This window comes from Streptomyces abikoensis, assembly GCF_014648775.1.
Taxonomy (GTDB): domain Bacteria; phylum Actinomycetota; class Actinomycetes; order Streptomycetales; family Streptomycetaceae; genus Streptomyces; species Streptomyces abikoensis.
Map to the genome: position 1 here is coordinate 304,268 of NZ_BMRT01000002.1, position 21,605 is coordinate 325,872.

Genomic DNA, 21,605 nt, shown 5'->3' on the forward strand with positions numbered 1-21,605 from the left:
AGTCCGGCGGCCGCCGCCGAGGTCGTGGCCGCCGAGCGGCGGGCGCGGCCCCGGACGAGGCCGCGCAGGAGCGCGGGGGCGTCGCCCTGGGCCCGCAGGGCGGGGAGGTCGAAGCGGACGGGAAGGACGACGGCGTCGTCCACCGTCAGCGCGGCGTCGAACAGGGCGACGCCTTCGGCGGGGGTGAGTTCGGGCATGCCCGAGCGGGCGATGCGCCGGATGTCGACGTCCGACAGGGTGCCGGTCATGCCGCCGTCCTGGGTCCACGGACCCCAGGGCATGGAGACGGCGGTGCGGCCGGTGGCGCGGCGGTGCTGGGCGAGCGCGTCGAGGAAGGCGTTGCCCGCCGCGTAGTTGGCCTGGCCCGGGCCGCCGAAGACTCCGGAGACGGAGGAGAAGGTGATGAAGGCGTCGAGGTCGAGGTCCCGGGTCGCCTCGTGGAGGTGCCAGGCGGCGTCGGCCTTCGGGCGGAGGACGGTGGCGAGCCGGTCGGGCGTCAGGGCTTCCACCACGCCGTCGTCCAGCACTCCGGCCGTGTGGATCACGGCTGCGAGGCGGTGCCGGGAGACGAGGTCGTCCACCGCCGCCCGGTCCGTGACGTCACACGCTTCGACGGTGACCTGGGCGCCCCGGTCGGTCAGTTCGCGGGCCAGTTCCCCGGCGCCTTCGGCGGCGGGGCCGCTGCGACTGACCAGCAACAGGCTCCGGACGCCGTGGGTGGTGACCAGGTGGCGGGCGACGGCGCGGCCGAGGCCGCCCGTGCCGCCGGTGATGAGGACGGTGCCGTCGGGGGTCCAGGGGGTGCCCGTGGTCTCCTGGGGCGTGGCCCGGGTCAGTCGCGCGGTGAGGATCTCGCCGTCGCGGAGGAGGAGTTGCGGCTCGTCGGGGGTCAGGGCGAGGGCGTGCGGGAGTGCGGTGAGGCAGGCCGCCTCGTCGCCTTCCCGGTCCAGCAGGCCGAAGCGGTCCGGGTGCTCCGAGCGTGCCGAGCGCACCAGGCCCCACGCGGCCGCCGCGGCGAGGTCGTTGCCGGCCGTGGCGCCCCGGGTCGCGAACACCAGCCGCGACCCGGCGAACCGCTCGTCCGCCAGCCATGCCTGGACGAGTTCCAGCACCCGGGCCGTCACCGTGTGGACGGAGTCCACCACGGCGTCCGGGTATCCGTCGCCCGCCAGGGGGACGAGCACCGTGTCCGGTACGTCGCCGGCCTCGGCCAGCGCCGCCAGGTCCGTGTGGTGGACGAACCGTTCGGGGTCTGTGACGGCGAGCGCCTCCGGGCCCACGACCGTGACGCTGCCCGGTCGCGGCACAGCCCGGGGTGCGGGTGTCCAGCGCAGCTGGAACAGCGAGTCCCGGCCGATGGCGCCCGGCGTCGTGCCGGCGCCCGTCAGCCGGTCGGCGCGGTCGGCGGAGACCGCCCGCAGGACGAGCGTCTCGACGGAGGCGACGGGCCCGCCCTCGGTGTCGGCGACGGTCACGGACACCGAGTCGTCGCCCGTGCGGACGACGCGGACGCGGATCGCGGAGGCGCCGGACGCGTGGAGGGTGACGCCCTCCCAGGAGAAGGGGAGGACGCCCCGTTCCATGCCGTTGAACGCGGTGACGTGGAGGGCCGCGTCCAGCAGCGCGGGGTGGATGCCGTAGGCGGCGGCGTCGCCCTCGCCCGCCTCGGGCAGGGACACCTCGGCGTACATCTCGTCGCCGCGCCGCCAGGCGCGGCGCAGGCCCTGGAAGAGCGGGCCGTAGTCGAAGCCGCCGACGGCCATCCGGTCGTAGAGGCCGGTCAGTTCGACGGGCTCGGCGCCGGCGGGCGGCCAGGCGGTCATGTCGAGGGCGGCCGGGGGCCGCTCCTCCCCCGTGCCGCCGATCACGCCGGTGGCGTGGCGGGTCCAGGGGCGTTCGCCGTCGCCTTCGGGGCGGGAGCGGGCGGTGAGGGTGCGGCGGCCGGTGTCGTCGGCGGGGCCGATGTGGAGTTGCAGCTGGACGCCGGTGCCGTCCTCGGGGAGGACGAGGGGCGCGGCGAGGGTGAGGTCCTCGATGCGGTCGCAGCCGACCTCGTCGGCGGCGCGGATGGCGAGTTCGACGAAGGCGGTGCCGGGCAGGAGGACGGAGCCCAGGACCATGTGGTCGGCGAGCCAGGGGTGGGTGCGGACCGACAGGCGGGTGGTGAGGAGGAGGCCGTCGCCGCCGTCGGGGAGTTCCACGGAGGCGGCGGCGCTCAGCAGCGGGTGGTCGGTGGCTTCGAGGCCGGCGGTGCCGACGTCGCCGGTGGCGGGGGCGGGTTCGGGCCAGTAGCGGCGGTGCTGGAAGGCGTACGTGGGGAGGTCGGTCCCCCGGGCCGCCGTACCGGTGAAGAGGGCGCTCCAGTCGACGTCCGTGCCCTGGACGGACAGGTGGGCGAGGGCGGTGACGAGCGCGGTCTCCTCCGGCCGGTCCTTGCGGAGGGCGGGGACGGCGGGTGTCTCGTCGGGGAGGGTTTCCCGGGCCATGGCGGAGAGGGTGCCGTCGGGGCCGAGTTCCAGGAAGCGGGTGACGCCTTCGGCGTGGAGGGTGCGGATGCCGTCGGCGAAGCGGACGGCTTCGCGGACGTGGCGGACCCAGTAGTCCGGGGAGCGCAGTTGGTCGTCGTCGGCGAGGCCGCCGGTGACGTTGGAGACGACGGTCAGGTCCGGGCGGGCGAAGGTCAGGGCGGCGACGGTGGTGCGGAAGTCGTCCAGCATCGGTTCCATCAGCGGGGAGTGGAACGCGTGGGAGACCCGCAGCCGGCTGGTCTTGCGGCCGTCGCCCTCGAAGTGGGTGCGTATGCGTTCGACGGCGTCCTCGGCGCCGGAGATCACGACGGAGGACGGGCCGTTGACGGCGGCGATGGCCACGTCGTCGGTGAGCAGCGGCAGGACTTCGTCCTCGGTGGCGCGGAGGGCGGCCATGGCCCCGCCCCGCGGCAGGGCCTGCATGAGCCGGCCCCGGGCGGCGACGAGGGCGCAGGCGTCGGCCAGGGAGAGGACGCCCGCGACGTGGGCGGCCGTGATCTCGCCGAGCGAGTGCCCGGCGACGTACTCGGGGCGGACGCCCCAGGACTCCACGAGCCGGTACAGGGCGGTCTCGACGGCGAACAGCCCGGCCTGGGCGTACGTCGTCTGGTTGAGGAGGTCCTGGTCCTCGCCCCAGACCACTTCCCGCAGGGGCCGGTCCAGATGCGCGTCCAACCCCGCGCACACCGCGTCGAAGGCGTCGGCGAACACGGGGAAGCGGGCGTGCAGTTCGCGGCCCATGCCCAGGCGCTGGGAGCCCTGGCCGGAGAAGAGGAAGGCCGTTCTGCCCGGGGTGGCCGCGCCCTGGACGAGGCCGGTGTCGGGTTCGCCGGAGGCGAGTGCCGTCAGGGCCCGGGTGAGGGATTCGGTGCCGTCGCCGAGGACGACGGCGCGGTGCGGGAAGCCGGCCCGGGTCGTCGCCAGGGAGAAGCCGACGTCCAGGACGTGCCCGCCGGTGTGGTCCAGCAGGCGAGCGGCCTGGGCGCGCAGGGCGGCTTCCGTCTTGCCGGAGAGGACCCAGGGCACCACGCCCGGGGTCACGGCGGGTGCCTGCTCCTCGGCGGTGGGCTCGGGCTCGGGTTCGGCCTGCTCCAGGATGACGTGGGCGTTGGTGCCGCTGATGCCGAAGGCGGAGACGGCGGCGCGGCGCGGGCGGCCGGTGGCGGGCCAGTCGAGGCGTTCGGTGAGCAGTTCGACGGCGCCGGCCGTCCAGTCCACGTGCGAGGTGGGCTCATCGACGTGGAGGGTGCGCGGGAGGACGCCGTGGCGCATCGCCATGATCGTCTTGATGACGCCGGCGACGCCGGCCGCGGCCTGGGCGTGGCCGATGTTGGACTTGATGCCGCCGAGGCGCAGCGGCTGTCCGGCGGGCCGGTCCTGGCCGTAGGTGGCGAGGAGCGCCTGGGCCTCGATGGGGTCGCCCAGCGTCGTACCGGTGCCGTGGGCCTCGACGGCGTCGACCTGGTCGGGGGTGAGCTGGGCGTTGGCGAGGGCGGCGCGGATGACGCGCTGCTGGGAGGGGCCGTTGGGGGCGGTGAGGCGGCTGCTGGCGCCGTCCTGGTTGACGGCGGTGCCGCGGACGACGGCGAGGACGCGGTGGCCGTTGCGGCGGGCGTCGGAGAGGCGTTCGACGAGGAGGACGCCGACGCCCTCCGCCCAGCCGGTGCCGTCGGCGGCTTCGGCGAAGGGCTTGCAGCGGCCGTCGGGGGCGAGTCCGCGCTGGCGGGAGAACTCGGTGAAGAGGCTGGTGGTGGGCATCACGGCGACGCCGCCCGCCAGGGCGAGGGAGCATTCGCCGGAGCGCAGGGCGCGGACGGCGAGGTGGAGGGCGACGAGGGAGGAGGAGCAGGCCGTGTCGACGGTGACGGCCGGGCCTTCGAGGCCGAGGGTGTAGGCGATGCGGCCGGACAGGACGCTGGTGGCGCCTCCGGTGAGCAGGTGGCCCTCGGTCTCGTCGGTGCGGGAGGCGAGCGAGCCGTAGTTGGTGTCGGCGCCGCCGACGAAGACGCCGGTGTCGCTGCCGCGCAGGGAGGCGGGGTTGATGCGGGCGCGTTCGACGGCCTCCCAGGCCGACTCGAGGAGCAGCCGCTGCTGGGGGTCCATGGCCAGTGCCTCGCGGGGGGCGATGCCGAAGAGTTCCGCGTCGAAGTCGGCCGCTCCGGTGAGGAAGCCGCCCTGGCGCACATAGCTCTTGCCGGGCTTGCCGGGCTCGGGGTCGTAGAGGGCGTCGAAGTCCCAGCCGCGGTCGGTGGGTACGTCGCCGACCGCGTCGACGCCGCCGTCGACGAGCCGCCACAGGTCCTCGGGGGAGGCGACGCCGCCGGGGAAGCGGCAGGCCATGCCGACGACGGCGATGGGCTCGCTGTCCCTGGCCTCGACGGTCTCCAGCCGCTGCTTGGCTCGCCGCAGGTCCGCGGTGACGCGCTTGAGATAGTCCCGGAGCTTGTCTTCGGTGCTGCTGGTCATGGTGCTTGCTTCCTCCCAGTCCGGAAAAAGGGTGTTTTTCGACTGACTGGGCTTGTCAGGCGAGGCCGAGTTCTTTGTCGATGAGGTCGAACATCTCGTCGTCGGTCTCGGCGGCTTCGAGGTCGGAGGCGGCGGGGTCGGCGGCCGTGGGGTCCTCGGCCGTCGTGCCGTCGCCGTCGGCGTCGAGCTTCCACTGGAGTGACTTCAGGCGCTGGAGCAGCCGGGTGCGGGCCTCGCCGTCGAGTTCGCTCGCCGCCACGGCGGCTTCCAGGAGGCCGAGTTCGGTGAAGACGGGCGCGTCCCCGCCGGTGCCGTCGGCGCCGGGGGCGAGGTCGAGGCGTTCGCGGAGGTGGCGGACGAGGCCGAGCGGGGTCGGGTGGTCGAAGATCGCCGTGGTGGGCAGCCGCAGTCCGGTCTCGACGTTGAGCCGGTTGCGCAGTTCGACGGCGGTGAGCGAGGTCATTCCCAGGTCGAGGAAGCCGCGTTCGGCGTCGACGGCGTCGGCGGAGCCGTGGCCGAGGACGGTGGCGACGTGCCCGGCGACGAGCCGCAGCAGCAGGGCTTCCTGCTTCGCCGCGCTCAGCCCGGCCAGCCGTTCGGCGATCCCCGTCTCGCGGGCGCTGTCGCCGCCGCTGGCGGCGCGCCGCACGGGGGTGCGGACGAGGGCGCGCAGCAGCGGGGGGACGCCGGCGGGGGCGGAGGCGGCCAGGGCGCGCGGGTCGAGCCGGACCGGCACGAGGAGGGCGCGCTCGACGCCGGCGGCGGCGTCGAGCAGGTCCAGTCCGTGGCCGGTCGGCATGGGGAGCATGCCGGAGCGGGCGAAGCGGTCGAGGTCCACGTCGTCCAGGGTGGCCGTCAATCCACTCGATTCTTCCCAGTATCCCCACGCGAGGGACACGGCGGGCAGGTCCTGGGCGCGGCGGTGGTGGGCGAGGGCGTCGAGGAAGGCGCTGGCGGCGGCGTAGTTGGCCTGGGCCATGCCACCGGCGACGCCGGCGAAGGAGGAGAAGAGGACGAAGGCGGAGAGCCCGGCCTCGCGGGTGAGCTCGTGGAGGTGCCAGGCGGCGTCGGCCTTGGGCCGCAGCACCCGCTCGGCCTGTTCGGAGGTCAGGTTCTCCAGCAGTCCGTCGTCGAGGACGCCCGCGGCGTGGACGACGGCGGTCAGCGGGTGTTCGGCCGGGATCGCGGCCAGTACGCGGGCGAGGTCGGTGCGGTCGGCGGCGTCGCAGGCGACGACGGTGGCTTCCGCGCCCAGGGCGGCCAGTTCCTCGCGCAGCTCCCGGGCGCCGGGGGCGTCGGGGCCGCGGCGGCCGGTGAGGAGCAGGTGGCGGACGCCGTGCCGGGTGGCGAGGTGCCGGGCGACGTGACCGCCGAGCGTTCCCGTGCCACCGGTGATCAGCACGGTGCCCTCGCCGGTGGGGTTCCACTCCCACACGGGGGTGTCCGTGAGGTCGGCCGGGTCGGTGCGGACCAGGCGCGGGACGGTCACCGTGCCGCCGCGAACGGCCAGTTGGCTCTCCCCCGCCGCTTCGGCCGCGGCGAGGGCCGGGGCCAGGGCGGCGGTGGAGCGGTCGTCGCCGTCGAGGTCGGCGAGGACGAAGCGCCCGGGGTGCTCGGTCTGCGCGGAGCGCACCAGGCCCCACAGGGCGGCCTCGGCCGGGGCGGGCACCGCGTCGTCGGGTCCGGTGGCGACGGCGCCTTCGGTGACGAGGACGAGCCGGGAGCCGGCGAACCGCTCGTCGCCGAGCCAGGACTGGACGAGGGCGAGGCCGTCCCGGACCACCCGGTGGGCGGCCCCGGGCACGTCCTCGTCACGGCGCGCGTCGACACGCAGCAGGACGGTCCGGGGTGCCGGCTCCCCGGCGTCGAGGGCCGCGCCGAGGGCGGCGAGGTCGGTGTACGCACGGACGGGCAGCCCGTTCACCGGGGCCGCGTCGCCGAGGACGGCGAAGTCCCCGGACTCCGGCGCCGCTTCGAGGGCCAGCGGCGTCCAGTTCACCCGGTGGAGGGCGTCGTACCGTGCCCGGCTCGTGGTGGTGAGCCGGTCGGCGGCGAGCTCCCGCGTCGTCACGGCCTCGACGACGGCCACGGGCGCGCCCGTGGTGTCCCACGCGGTCAGCGACAGCGTGGCGTCGTCGCCCGCCGGGGCGAGCCGCACCCGGAGGCGGTCGGCGCCGGTGGCGAGGACCGTGGCGCCCCGCCAGTCGGACGGGAGCGCGGGCGTGCCCTCGGGGTCGCGGAGGGTGAGGAGCGCCTGGAGGAGGGCCGGGTGGAGGCGGAAGCCGGGGGCGCCCGCCCGGTCCTCGTCGGCCAGGGCGACCTCGGCGTACAGCTCGCCGTCGCCCTGCCAGAGCGCGCGGACCGTGCGGAACGCCGGCCCGTGGTCGTGGCCGTGGGCGGCGAGCGTGTCGAGGAGGGCGTCGAGGTCGACCGGGCGGGCGGCCGTGGGCGGCCAGGTGACGGGCGCCGGGGCGGCGGGGGCGGCCGGTCCTGCGGTCAGGGTGCCGGTGGCGTTCCGCGTCCACGGCGCGTCCGTGCCGCCCGGGCGCGTGTGCACGGTGACCGGGCGCCGCCCGTCGCCGTCCGGCGCGCCGACGGCCACCTGGACGTCGGTGGCGCCCTGCCCGGCCAGGGCGACCGGCAGGTGTTCGGTGAGCTCGTGGACCGTCGCGGAGCCGGCCTCGTCGCCCGCGCGCACGGCCCATTCGAGCAGGAGTGTGCCGGGGACGACGGCGGAGCCGTGGACCGTGTGACCGGCGAGCCAGGGGTGGGAGGCGAGGCCGACGGTTCCGGTGAGGACGGTGCCGTCGTCGGCGAGGGCCACGGCCGTGCCCAGGCCCGCCGGGTCGGCGGAGCCCGACGGCTCCAGCCAGAAGCGCTCGCGCTGGAAGGCGTAGGTGGGCAGCTCGACGGGGCGGCCGCCCGTGACGGGGCCGGTCCAGTCGACGGGCAGGCCGTGGACGTGGGCCTCGGCCAGGGAGGTCAGCAGGCGCTCGGCCCCGCCGTCGTCGCGGCGCAGCGAGCCGAGGGCGACGGCGTCGGCCTCCGCGTCGGCGACGGTGTCCTCGATGCCCATGGTCAGGACGGGGTGGGGGCTGCACTCGACGAACACGTCGTGGCCCTGGGCGAGGAGCGCGCGCAGCGCGTCCTCCAGCCGTACGGTGCGGCGCAGGTTCCGGTACCAGTAGGCGGCGTCCAGACGGTCTCCGTCGCCCTCGTCCTCACCGGCGCCGAGCCAGTCGCCGGTGACGGTCGAGAAGAACGGCACGTCGCCCGGGGCGGGCGCGAGGCCGTCGAGGTCGGCGAGGAGGGTGTCGTGGATCCGCTCGACCTGGGCGGAGTGGGAGGCGTAGTCGACGGGGATCCGCTTGGCGCGGACGCCGTCGGCCGCGCACTCGGCGAGGAGTTCGTCGAGGGCCGTGTCGTCGCCGGAGACGACGACGCTGGAGGGGCCGTTGACGGCGGCGACGGACAGCTTGTCGCCCCAGCGCGCGAGGCGGTCGGTGACGTCGGCGTGGGCGGCGGTCACGGACACCATGCCGCCGTGGCCGGAGAGCTCCTTCGCGATGGCCTGGCTGCGCAGGGCGACGACCTTGGCCCCGTCCTCCAGGGACAGCGCCCCGGCGACGCACGCGGCGGCGATCTCGCCCTGGGAGTGGCCGAGTACGGCGGCGGGGCTAACGCCGTGGGCCCGCCACACCTCCGCGAGGGAGACCATGACCGCCCACAGCGCGGGCTGGGCCACGTCCACGCGGTCGAGCCCCGGCGCGTCCGCGTCGCCGCGCAGGACGGCGGTCAGGGACCAGTCGGTGTACGGGGCGAGGGCGCGTTCGCACGCGGCGACGCGGTCCGCGAAGACGGTGGAGGTGGCGAGGAGTTCGGTGCCCATGCCGGCCCACTGGGAGCCCTGGCCGGGGAAGACGAAGACGGCCTTGCGCTCGCGGGAGCCGGTGAAGCCGCCGTGGACGGTCGCGGTGGCGGGCTCGCCCTCGGCGAGGGCGCGCAGCCGCTCGGTGAGCCGCTCGCGGCCGGCGCCGACGACCACGGCCCGGTGTTCGAGCGTGGAGCGCCGGGTGGCGAGGGAGAACGCGACGTCGAGGGGGTTCGCGTCCGGGTGCTTCTCCAGGTGGGCGAGCAGGGCGCGGGCCTGGCCGCGCAGCCCGCGCTCGCTGCGGGCCGACAGCAGCCACGGGACCGTGGCCTCCGAGGGCTCCGGCGTGCTCTCCGCCGGTGCCTCCGTATCGGCGGGGGCCTGTTCGAGGATGACGTGGACGTTGGTGCCGCTGATGCCGAAGGAGGACACGCCGGCCCGGCGCGGCCGGTCGTTCCCGGGCCACTCGACGGCCCGGTCCAGCAGGCTCACCGCGCCCGCGCTCCAGTCGACGTGCGGCGACGGCTCGTCGATGTGGAGGCTGCGCGGCAGGACGCCGTTGCGGATCGCGAGGACCATCTTCATCACGCCCGCGACACCGGCGGCGGCCTGCGTGTGGCCGATGTTGGACTTCACCGACCCCAGCCACAACGGCCGGTCCTCCGGCCGGTCCTGACCGTACGTCGCCAGCAGCGCCTGCGCCTCGATCGGGTCGCCCAGGCCGGTGCCGGTGCCGTGGGCCTCCACGGCGTCGACGTCGGCGCTCTTCAGGCCGGCGTTGACGAGGGCCTGGCGGATGACGCGCTGCTGCGAGGGGCCGTTCGGGGCGCTCAGGCCGTTCGACGCGCCGTCCTGGTTGACGGCGCTGCCGCGGAGGACGGCCAGCACGGGGTGGCCGTTGCGCCGCGCGTCCGACAGCCGCTCGACGAGGAGCAGGCCGACGCCCTCGGAGAACCCGGTGCCGTCGGCGCCCGCGGCGAAGGGCTTGCAGCGGCCGTCGCCGGCGAGGCCGCGCTGGCGGGCGAAGTCGGTGAACAGGCGCGGCGAGGACATGACGGTCACACCGCCGGCCAGCGCCAGCGTGCACTCGCCCTGCCGCAGCGACTGGGCGGCCATGTGCAGGGCGACCAGCGACGACGAGCAGGCCGTGTCGACGGTCACCGCCGGGCCCTCCAGGCCCAGGGCGTAGGCGACGCGGCCGGAGACGACGCTCATGGCGTTGCCGTTGTTCACGTACCCGGCGAGTTCCTCGGGGATCTCGGGGATCCGGGCGAGGTAATCGCTGGAAGCCAGTCCGGCGAAGACGCCGGTGCGGCTGCCGCGTACCGACCTCGGGTCGATACCGGCGCGTTCGAAGGTCTCCCACGCGGTCTCCAGCAGGAGCCGCTGCTGCGGGTCCATGGCGAGGGCCTCGCGCGGCGAGATGCCGAAGAACGCCGCGTCGAACTCGGCGGCGTCGTAGAGGAAGCCGCCCTCGCGGGTGCGGGAGGAGCCGGTGCCCTCGGGCACGGAGGCGTAGACCGCGTCCGGGTCCCAGCCGCGGTCCTCGGGGAAGCCGGCGATGGCGTCGGTGCCGGAGGCCAGCAGCTCCCACAGGTCCTGGGGCGAGCGGACCCCGCCGGGCAGCCGGCAGGCCATGCCCACGACGGCGATCGGCTCGTCGGCGGCGGAGGCGACAGCCGTCTCGTCACCCGGGGCACTGTCGGGCAGGCCGCCCGCGAGCTCGCCGTCGAGGTAGGCGGCGAGGGCCGCCGGGGCCGGGTAGTCGAAGGCGAGGGTGGCCGGGAGGCGCAGGCCGGTGGCGGTGCCGAGCCGGTTGCGGAGCTCCACGGAGGTGAGCGAGTTGAAGCCCAGGTCGCGGAAGGCCCGTTCGGCGGGGACGAGGCTCGTGTCCGTGTGGCCGAGGACGGCCGCGACGCACCCGCTGACCAGCTCCAGCAGGTGGGCGCGGCGGTCGGCGGAGGGCAGGCCCGCGAGCCGCTGCCGGAGCGCGTCGGTGCCGGAGGCGGGCCGTTCGGCGCCGGCCGCGCGCCGCGCGGTGGCGGCGTTGCCCCGGTACAGGCCACGCAGCAGCGCGGGGAGTTCGGCCGCCTGGCGGGCGCGCAGCACGGAACCGTCGAGGCGGACGGGGACGAGCAGGGGCCTGCGGGCGGCGAGGGCGGCGTCGAAGAGGGCGAGGCCGTCGGCCGTGGAGAGGGTGAGCGCGCCCGACTGGCGGGCCCGCGCGCGGTCGCCGTCGTCGAGGTGCGCGGTCATCTCGCTGGCCTGTTCCCACAGGCCCCAGGCGAGGGAGGTGGCGGGCAGGCCCTGGACGCGGCGGTGCTGGGCGAGGGCGTCGAGGTAGGCGTTGGCGGCCGCGTAGTTGCCCTGCCCGGCCGAGCCGAAGACGCCGGCGGCCGAGGAGAACAGCACGAACCCGGCGGGGTCGTGGGGCGCGGTCAGCTCGTGGAGGTGGCGGGCGGCGTCGGCCTTGGCGCGCAGGACGCCGGAGAGCCGGTCCGGGGTCAGGGAGGTGATCACGCCGTCGTCGAGGACGCCGGCGGCGTGGACGACGGCCGTCAGCGGGTGTTCGGCGGGGATGCCGGCCAGCAGCGCGGCGAGCGCGTCGCGGTCGGCGGTGTCGCAGGCGGCGACGGTGACGTGGGCGCCCAGGGCGGTCAGTTCGTCGCGGAGCTCGGGGGCACCGGGGGCGGACGGGCCGCGCCGGCTGGTGAGCAGCAGGTTCCGGGTGCCGTGGTGGGTGACGAGGTGGCGGGCCAGCAGGCCGCCGAGTTCACCGGTGCCGCCGGTGATCAGCACGGTGCCGTCGGGGTCCCAGGGGCGGGGCACGGTGAGGACGACCTTGCCGACGTGGCGGGCCTCGGACACGAACCGGAAGGCCTCGCGGGCGTGCTGGACGTCCCACGTGGTGACGGGCAGCGGCCGCAGCGTCCCGTCCTCGAACAGGGCGACGAGCTCGGCGAGCATCTCGTGGATGCGCTCGGGCCCGGCCTCGATCAGGTCGAACGCCCGGTAGGTGACGCCCTCGTGGTTCCGGGCGACGTCGGCGGCGTCGCGGATGTCCGTCTTGCCCATCTCGATCAGCCGGCCGCCGGGGGGCAGCAGGCGCAGCGAGGCGTCGACGAAGTCGCCGGCGAGGGAGTTGAGGACGACGTCCACGCCCCGGCCGCCGGTGGTCCCCCGGAAGTGGTCCTCGAAGTCGAGGGTGCGGGAGGAGGCCAGCTTCTCGGCCGGCCAGCCCTCGGCGCGCAGCAGGTCCTGCTTGTGGGTGCCGGCGGTGCCGAGGACGTCGGCGCCCCAGTGGCGGGCCAGTTGGGCGGCCGCCATGCCGACGCCGCCGGCGGCGGCGTGGATGAGGACGGACTCCCCGGCGGTGAGGCCGGCGAGGTCGCGCAGGGCGTAGTAGGCGGTGAGGAACACCACGGGGACGGCGGCGGCCTGCTCGAAGGACATGCCGCGCGGTACGGGCGCGAGGACGCGGTGGTCGGCCACGGCCAGCGGGCCGAAGCCGCCGGGCACCATGCCCATGACGCGGTCGCCGACGGCGATCCCGTCGACGCCGGGTCCGGTCTCGACGACGACGCCGGCGGCCTCGGAGCCGAGGTACTCGGCGCCGCCGGGGTACATGCCGAGGGAGTTGAGGACGTCGCGGAAGTTCAGGCCGGCGGCTCGGACGGCGATGCGGACCTGTCCGTGCTCCAGGGGGGCGGCGGCCTCGGGGCAGGGCGCCAGCGCGAGGTTGTCGACGGTGCCCTTCTCGGGGATGTCCAGCCGCCACGGGTCCTGGCCGTCGGGGACGGGCAGGGGCGCGTGGGTGTGGGTGCGGACGAGGCGGGGCGCGTGGGCGGTGCCCTGGCGGAGCGCCAGCTGGGGTTCGTCGGCGTCGCTGACGAGGGCGGGCAGCGGCAGCCACGAGCCGGCGTGCGCGTCGACGTCGGCGAGGACGATCCGGCCGGGGTGCTCGGACTGCGCCGAGCGCAGCAGACCGCGCACGGCGGCGGCCGGCAGATCCCGGACGTCCTCGCCGGTGTGGGTGGCGACGGCGTTCCGGGTGACGACGACGAGGCGGGTGTCGGCGAACCGTTCGTCGGCGAGCCACGCCTGGACGAGCGCGAGCGCGCCTTCGAGCGCGGCGCCCGGCGCGTCGTCCGGGTGGCCACGGCCGGTGACGAGAACCGCGATCACGTCGGGCACGGGCCCGGCGGACGCGGCCAGGGCCGCGAGACCGTCCCACGCGGTCACGGCCACACCGGCGTCGGCGAGGGCGCCGGCGACCGCGCTGTCGGGGTCGGACCCGACCAGGGCCCAGGCGACGGGCCGGTCGGTGCCGACGTGGCCGGCGTCAGCACGACCCGCGTCAGCGGTCCGCGTGCCCGTGAGCGGCGTCCACTCGACGTGGAAGAGCGCCTCGCGCGCGGCGTGGGCGGCCGGGTCGAGGAGGGCGGCCGGGACGGGGCGTACGGTCAGGCGCTCGACGGTGGCGACCGGGCGGCCGGTGCCGTCGGCCATGGTCACGGCGATGGCGTCCGGTCCGGCGGGGGCGATCCGTACGCGCAGCAGGGTGGCGCCGGTGGCGTGGAGGGTGACGCCGGTCCAGGAGAAGGGCATGCCGGGGCGGCCGTCCCCGGCGTCGAGCGGGCCGAGTCCGGCCGGGTGGAGGGCGGCGTCCAGCAGGGCGGGGTGGAGGCCGAAGCGGGCGGCGTCGGTGCGGGCCCGTTCGGGCAGCTCCACCTCCGCGTACACGTCCGTGCCGTGCCGCCAGGCGGCCCGTACGCCCTGGAAGACCGGGCCGTAGCCGTAGCCGCGCTCGGCGAGCGTGGTGTAGAAGCCGTCGACGGCGAGTGCCTCGGCGCCCTTCGGCGGCCAGGCGGTGAGCTCCTGGGGCGCCGCCGGGGCGGCGGGGGCGAGGGTGCCGGTGGCGTGCTCGGTCCAGGTGTCCTCGGTGGTGCGGGCGTGGAGGGTCACCGGGCGGTGCCCGGACTCCTCGGGGGCGCCGACGGCGATCTGCACCCGGATCTCGCCGCGCTCGGGCAGGACGACGGGGGCGTGGAGGGTGAGTTCGTCGACGTGGCCGCAGCCGAGCTCGTCGCCGGCGCGGATCACGGCCTCGACGAGGGCGGCGCCGGGTACGACGACCGTGCCGGACACGGCGTGGTCGGCGAGCCAGGGGTGGGTGCGCACGGACCAGCGCGCGGTGACCATCAGCCCGCCGCCGCCCGCGAGTTCCACGGACGCGCCCAGCATCGGGTGCTCGGGCGACTCCAGCCCGGCGGAGGCCACGTTGCCCGCGCCCTCGACGACGCGCGGCCAGTACCGCTGCCGCTGGAAGGCGTAGGTGGGCACCTCAACACGCGGGGCGCCCGTGAACAGCGTGGACCAGTCCACGGGGACGCCGTGCGTCCAGGCGTCGGCGAGCGCGGCCCGGAATCGGGCGGGCCCGCCGTCCTCGCGGCGCAGGGTGCCCATCGCGGCGGCGGTCACGCCGGTGTCGGCGGCGGTCTCCTGCACCCCGGCGATGACCACCGGGTGCGGGCTGACCTCGATGAAGGACCGGTGCCCGGCGCGCAGCAGCGCCCGCGTGGTCTCCTCGAACTCGACGGTCTGCCGCAGGTTGCGGTACCAGTAGGCGGCGTCGAGCGTGGTCGTGTCGACGGGCTCGCCGGTGACCGTCGAGTAGAACGGGACGTCGGCGGCGCGCGGCGTGACGGGGGCCAGCAGGGTCAGCAGTTCGTCGTGGATCCGCTCGACCTGGGCGGAGTGGGAGGCGTAGTCGACGGGCACGCGCCGGGCGCGCACGCCGTCGCGCTCGCAGTCGGCGAGGAGCTCGTCGAGGGCGCCGGGCTCACCGGAGACGACCACGGAGGCCGGGCCGTTGACGGCCGCGACGGAGACCCGCTCGCCCCAGGCGCGAATGCGTGTCCGCACGGCGTCGGCGGGCTGGGCGACGGACACCATGCCGCCGTCGCCGGACAGGGCGCGGGCGATGGCCTGGCTGCGCAGGGCGACGACGCGGGCCGCGTCGTCCAGGGTCAGGGCGCCCGCCACGCAGGCGGCGGCGATCTCGCCCTGGGAGTGGCCGAGGACGGCGGCGGGCTCGACGCCGTGCGCGCGCCACAGCGCGGCCAGCGACACCATCACGGCGAACAGCGCGGGCTGGACGACGTCCACCCGGTCGAGGGACGGCGCTCCGGGGGCGCCCCGCAGGACGTCCGGCAGCGACCAGTCGACGTACTGGGACAGCGCGGCGCCGCATTCGGCGAGGCGTTCGGCGAAGGCCGGGGAGGTGTCGAGGAGTTCGAGGGCCATGCCGGCCCATTGGGAGCCCTGGCCGGGGAAGACGAACACCGGTCCCCTGTCGCCCTCGGCGGTGCCGTCGAGGACGTGCGGCGAGGGCAGCCCGGCGGCCAGCGCGTCGAGCGCGGCGAGGAGTTCGCCGGTGTCGGCGCCGCCGGTGACGACGGCGGCCCGGTGCTCCAGGGCGGCGCGGCCGGTCGCCAGCGCGTGTGCAATGCCGACGGCGTCGGGCGCCTCGGCGGCACGGACGTATTCGGCCAGCAGGCGGGCCTGGTCGCGGAGGGCGTCCCCGGTCTTCGCGGAGAGCAGCCAGGGGCCCGGGGCGGCGGGGGCCTCGGTCACGGGCTCGTCCGCCGGGGCCGCCGCCGGGGCCTGTTCGAGGATGATGTGGGCGTTGGTGCCGCTGATGCCGAAGGAGGACACGCCGGCCCGGCGCGGCCGGTCGCCACCGGGCCACTCGGTGGGTTCGGCGAGCAGGGCGACGGCACCGGTGGCCCAGTCGACGTGCGGGGTGGGCTCGTCGATGTGGAGGCTGCGCGGCAGGACTCCGTGGCGCATGGCCAGGACCATCTTCATCACGCCCGCGACACCGGCCGCCGCCTGCGTGTGGCCGATGTTGGACTTCACCGAGCCCAGCCACAACGGCCGATCCGCGTCGCGGTCCTGACCATACGTGGCCAGCAGCGCCTGCGCCTCGATCGGGTCGCCCAGCGTCGTACCCGTGCCGTGGGCCTCCACGGCATCCACATCGGCAGCCGCCAGGCCCGCGTTGGCCAGTGCCTGGCGGATGACGCGCTGCTGAGACGGGCCGTTCGGGGCGCTCAGCCCGTTCGACGCGCCGTCCTGGTTGACCGCGCTGCCGCGGACGACCGCCAGCACCGGGTGGCCGTTGCGCCGCGCGTCCGACAGCCGCTCCACCAGCAGCAGGCCGACGCCCTCGCTCCAGCCCGTGCCGTCGGCGGCGGCCGCGAAGGGCTTGCACCGGCCGTCGGCGGCGAGCCCGCGCTGCCGGGAGAACTCCACGAAGGAGTACGGGGTCGACATGACGGTCACGCCGCCCGCGAGGGCGAGCGTGCACTCGCCCTGCCGCAGCGACTGGGCTGCCATGTGCAGGGCGACCAGCGACGACGAGCAGGCCGTGTCGACGGTCACCGCCGGGCCCTCGAAGCCGAAGGTGTAGGCGACGCGGCCGGAGACCACGCTCATGGCGTTGCCGGTCAGCAGGTGGCCCGCGACCTCGTCGCGGGTGCCGTCGAGGATGGTCTGGTAGTCGTTCGAGTTGGTGCCGGCGAACACGCCGGTGCGGCTGCCGCGCAGGGACGTCGGGTCGATACCGGCCCGCTCCAGGACCTCCCAGGTGGTCTCCAGCAGCAGGCGCTGCTGGGGGTCCATCGCGAGGGCCTCGCGGGGCGAGATCCCGAAGAACCCGGCGTCGAAGCCGGCCGCGTCCGTGAGGAAGCCGCCCTCGCGGACGTAGCTGGTGCCCTGGTGGTCGGGGTCGGGGTGGTGGAGCCCGGCGGTGTCCCAGCCCCGGTCCTCGGGGAAGGGGGTGATGCCGTCGGCGCCCTCGGCGAGGAGCCGCCAGAACTCCTCCGGGGAGTTGGCGCCGCCGGGGAAGCGGCAGGCCATGCCGACGATCGCCACGGGCTCGTCGAGGAGGGCGGCCGCGTCGGCCTGCTCGAGTGCGGCGCCCGTCGCGCCCAGGACCTCGGTGCGCAGGAGCGCGGCCACGGCGGCGGCCGTGGGGTGGTCGAATAGGAGGGTGGCGGGCAGCCGTACCCCTGTCGCGGCGGAGAGGCGGTTGCGCAGCTCGACGGCCGTCAGGGAGTCGAAGCCCAGGTCGCGGAAGGCCCGTCCCGCGTCGATGCCGTCGGGTGAGGCGTGGCCGAGGACCTTGGCGATCTCCTCGCGGACGAGGTCGACGAGCAGCCGGTCCTGTTCGGCGGCCGGGCGGCCCGTGAGGCGGTCGCGCAGCGGCGAGCCGCCGGGTGCGGCGCCCGGGGTACGGCCGGCTTCGCGGGTCCGGCGGGCTTCGGGCACGCCGTCGATCAGGGGGCAGGGGCGGGTGGCGGTGAGGGCGGCGGCGTAGGGGGCCCAGTCGATGTCGGCGACGGTGGTGTGGGCCGTGCCCCGGGCAACGGCCTGCCGCAGGGCGGCGAGGGCGGGGGCGGGGGCCATGGGCCGCAGCCCGTCGCGGTTCATGCGTCCGGCGAGGGCGTCGTCGGTGGCCATGCCGTCGCCCGCCCACGGGCCCCAGGCCACGGAGGTGGCGGTCAGGCCCTGGTGGCGGCGCTGTTCGGCGAGGGCGTCGAGGCAGGCGTTGGCGGCGGCGTAGTTGGCCTGGCCGGCGTTGCCGATGACGCCGGTGATCGAGGAGAACAGCACGAACATGTCCAGGTCCTGGCCCTGGGTCAGCTCGTGGAGGTGGCGGGCGGCCTCGGCCTTGGGGCGCAGGACGGTCGCGAAGCGCTCGGGCGTGAGGGTGGTGAGGACGCCGTCGTCCAGGACGCCGGCGGCGTGGACGACGCCGGTGAGGGGGGTGTCGTCCGGGATGTCCGCGAGGAGGGCGGCGAGCGCGTCGCGGTCGGCGGCGTCGCAGGCGGCGAGGGTGACGCGGGTGCCGTGTGCGGTGAGTTCGGCGGCCAGTTCGCGGGCGCCGGGGGCGTCCGCGCCGCGCCGGCCGGTGAGCAGCAGGTGTTCGGCGCCGGCCTCGGCGAGGGTACGGGCCACCCGGGCGCCCAGGGCGCCCGTGCCACCGGTGATCAGGATCGTGCCGTGGACGGGCCAGGCGGTGTCCGTGTCGTCGGCGGCGGCCGGGACGCGCTCCAGGCGGCGGGCGAGGGTTCCGGCGGGGCGGAGGGCGATCTGGTCCTCGCGGCCGTCGGCGAGCACGCCGAGGAGGGCGGAGAGGGCTCGCGCGTCGGCGTGCTCCGGGAGGTCGATCAGCCCGCCCCAGTTGCCGGGGTGTTCGAGGGCGGCCACGCGGCCGAGTCCCCACAGCTGCGCCTGGGTGGGGCTCGTCGGTGCCTCGGTGGCGTCGGTGGCCACGGCGCCCCGGGTGGCGCACCACAGGGCGGCGGGGGTGCCGGCGGCTTCCAGGGCGGTCAGGAGCGCGGTGGTCGTGGTGAGGGCGAGCGGTACGGACGGGTGCTCGGGGTGGGGTCGTTCGTCGAGGGCGAGCAGGGACAGCACGCCGGTCACGGGCCCGTCGGCGAGGGCGGCGGTGAGCGCGTCCCGGTCGGCGGTGGCGTCGCCGGTCAGGGTCAGCTTGTCGGCGCGCGGGCCGGCCGGGCCGGTGAGCGCGTCGATCCAGCGGTCCGCCGCCTCGTCGGTGACGGCGGGTACGGCGAGGAGCCAGCGGCCGGCGGGGGTGCGGTCGGTGCCGGTGGTGACCGGGGTCCAGGTGGTGCGGTAGCTCCAGCCGTCGACGGTGGCGCGGGTGGTGCGGCGGCGGCGCCAGGACGCGAGGGCGGGCAGGATGCCGCCGAGGGTGGTGGCGTCGTCGCCGTCGAGCGCGAGGACGTCGGAGAGGGTGCGGGTGTCCTCGCGTTCGACGGCCGCCCAGAAGTCGTCGTCGACGGCGTCGGCCGGGGCGGGGGCCGTGTCGGTGCCGCCGGGGGCGTCGGCGGCGTTCAGCCAGTACCACTGTCGCTGGAAGGCGTAGGTGGGCAGGTCGACGCGCGTGGCGTCGACGCCGGCGAAGGAGGCGGCCCAGTCGACGCGGACGCCGCGTGCCGAGACCGCCGCGAGGCCCTCGGCGAGGGCGCGGGCCTCGGGGCGGTCGCGGCGCAGCAGGGGCACGGCCACGGCCGCGCCGGCGGCGGTCAGGCAGCCCTCGACGAGCGGGGTGAGCACCCCGCCCGGGCCGACCTCGACGAAGGCCGTCACGCCCGCGGCCTCCAGGGCCCGTACGGCGTCGGCGAAGCGGACGGTCGCGCGGACCTGGCGCACCCAGTACTCGGGGGAGGTCAGCTCGTCCGCGCCGGCGAGCGCGCCCGTGACGGTGGAGACGACGGGGACGCGCGGGGCGTGGTAGGTGAGGCTCTCGGCGACGCGCCGGAAGTCGTCCAGCATGGCGTCCATGCGCGGCGAGTGGAAGGCGTGGCTGACCCGCAGCCACTTGGTGCGGTGGCCCTCGGCCTCCCAGCGGGCGGCGAGGCGGGTGACGGTGTCCTCGTCGCCGGAGACGACGACGGAGCGCGGCCCGTTGACGGCCGCGACGGAGACCTGGTCGTCGAGTCCGGTGAGCGAGGCGCGGACCTCGTCCTCGCCGGCCTCGACGGCCACCATCGCCCCGCCCTCGGGCAGCGCCTCCATCAGACGGGCGCGGGCGGCCACGAGCCGGGCGGCGTCGGGGAGGGAGAGGACGCCCGCCACGTGGGCGGCGGACAGCTCGCCGATGGAGTGGCCGCCGACGAACTGCGGGGTGACGCCCCAGGACTCGACGAGCCGGTGGAGGGCCACCTCGACGGCGAACAGGGCGGTCTGCGTCCAGCCGGTCCGGTCCAGCAGCGCGGCCTCGGCCGTGCCCTCCCCGGCGAGGACGATCTCGCGCAGCGGGCGGTCCAGCAGCGGGTCGAGCTCCGCGCACACCGCGTCGAAGGCCTCGGCGAACGCCGGGTAGGTGCGGTGGAGTTCACGGCCCATGCCGGGGCGCTGCGAGCCCTGCCCGGCGAAGAGGAACGCCATGGGGGTCTTCTTGGCGGCGGTGCCGGTGACGAGGCCGTTCGCGGTGCGGCCCGCGGCGAGGGCGTCGAGCCCGGCCAGGGCCTCCTCGCGGCCGTCGGCCACGACGAACGCCCGGTGCTCCATCAGGGGCCGGCCGGCCGCGAGGGAGAAGGCCGCGTCGGCGGGGGCGAGCCCGGGGTGGGCGCGCAGGTGCCGGGCGAGGCGCACGGCCTGCGCCCGCAGGGCCTCCTCCGAGCGGGCCGACAGGGCCCACGGCAGCGCGGCGGGCCGCACGGCGGCGATGGGCGCCGGCGCTTCCGGCTGCTCCACGGGCTCCGGTTCCGGGGCCTGTTCGATGATGACGTGGGCGTTGGTGCCGCTGACACCGAAGGAGGAGACGGCGGCGCGGCGCGGCCGGCCGGTCTCCGGCCAGGCCTCCGGGCCGGTCAGCAGCCGGGCGTGGCCGGACGTCCAGTCGACGTGCGGGGTGGGCTCGTCGAGGTGGAGGGTCTTCGGCAGAAGGCCGTGGCGCATGGCCAGGACCATCTTCATGACGCCCGCGACACCGGCGGCGGCCTGGGTGTGCCCGATGTTGGACTTGAGCGAGCCGAGGAGGACGGGCCGGTCGGCGGGGCGCTGGCGGCCGTAGGTGGCGAGCAGGGCGTGGGCCTCGATGGGGTCGCCCAGGGTGGTGCCCGTGCCGTGGGCCTCGACGGCGTCGATCTCGTGGGCGGTGAGCTCGGCGTTGGCGAGGGCCTGGCGGATGACGCGCTGCTGGGACGGGCCGTTGGGGGCGGTCAGGCCGTTGGACGCGCCGTCCTGGTTGACGGCCGAGCCACGGATGACGGCCAGCACGGGGTGGCCGTTGCGCCGCGCGTCGGACAGCCGCTCCACGAGCAGCAGGCCGACGCCCTCGCTCCAGCCGGTGCCGTCGGCGGCGGCGGAGAAGGGCTTGCACCGGCCGTCGGGGGCGAGCCCGCGCTGCCGGGAGAACTCGACGAACATCTGCGGGGTGGACATCACGGTCGCCCCGCCCACGAGCGCCATCGCGCACTCGCCCTGGCGCAGCGAGTGCACGGCGAGGTGGAGGGCGACCAGGGAGGAGGAGCAGGCGGTGTCGACGGTGAGGGCGGGGCCTTCGAGGCCGAGGACGTAGGAGATGCGGCCGGAGGCGACGCTGATGGCGTTGCCGGTCAGCAGGTGGCCGCCGACCTCGTCGGTGCGCTGGACGGCGCCCAGCGAGACGGCGCCCGGGTCGTAGCCGCCGGGGCCGGTGCCGACGAAGACGCCGGTGCGGCTGCCGGCCAGGGACGCCGGGTCGATGCCGGCGCGTTCGACGACCTCCCACGCGGTCTCCAGGAGGAGCCGCTGCTGCGGGTCCATGGCCGTCGCCTCGCGGGGCGATATGCCGAAGAACGCGGGGTCGAACTCGCCCGCGTCGTGGAGGAAGCCGCCCTCGCGGGCGTAGCTGGTGCCCTGGTGGGCCGGGTCGGGGTCGTAGAGGCCGTCGAGGTCCCAGCCGCGGTTGGCGGGGAAGGCGGTGACGGCGTCGACGCCGCCCTCGACCAGCTCCCACAGCTCCTCGGGGGTGCGGACGCCGCCGGGGTAGCGGCAGCCCATGGCGACGATGGCGATGGGCTCGCGCTGCCGCCGCCGGGTCTCGCCGAGTTCCTCGCGGGTCTCGTGAAGGTCGGCGATGGCACGCTTGAGGTACTCGCGGAGCTTGCCCTCATTCGACATCAGGATGTCAACCCCTCGCTGATCTGCCGGTCTTGGGG

General features: G+C 76.3%; 2 protein-coding genes (1 of these 2 cut by a window edge). Both read right to left on the reverse strand.

Annotated features, from left to right (window positions below; translation table 11 throughout):
* Positions 1-4,994 carry the beginning of a type I polyketide synthase gene (locus IE096_RS08155; RefSeq protein WP_189450120.1) on the reverse strand. Its footprint begins 26,398 nt before the window's first position, so only the first 4,994 of its 31,392 coding nucleotides appear in the window; the start codon lies at positions 4,992-4,994; its stop codon lies beyond the left edge, outside the window.
* A gap of 55 nt (positions 4,995-5,049) precedes the next feature.
* Positions 5,050-21,570 carry a type I polyketide synthase gene (locus IE096_RS08160; protein ID WP_373298067.1) on the reverse strand — a complete coding sequence of 5,507 codons (16,521 nt, stop codon included), beginning with the start codon at positions 21,568-21,570 and terminating at the stop codon, positions 5,050-5,052.
* Positions 21,571-21,605 lie beyond the last annotated feature (35 nt).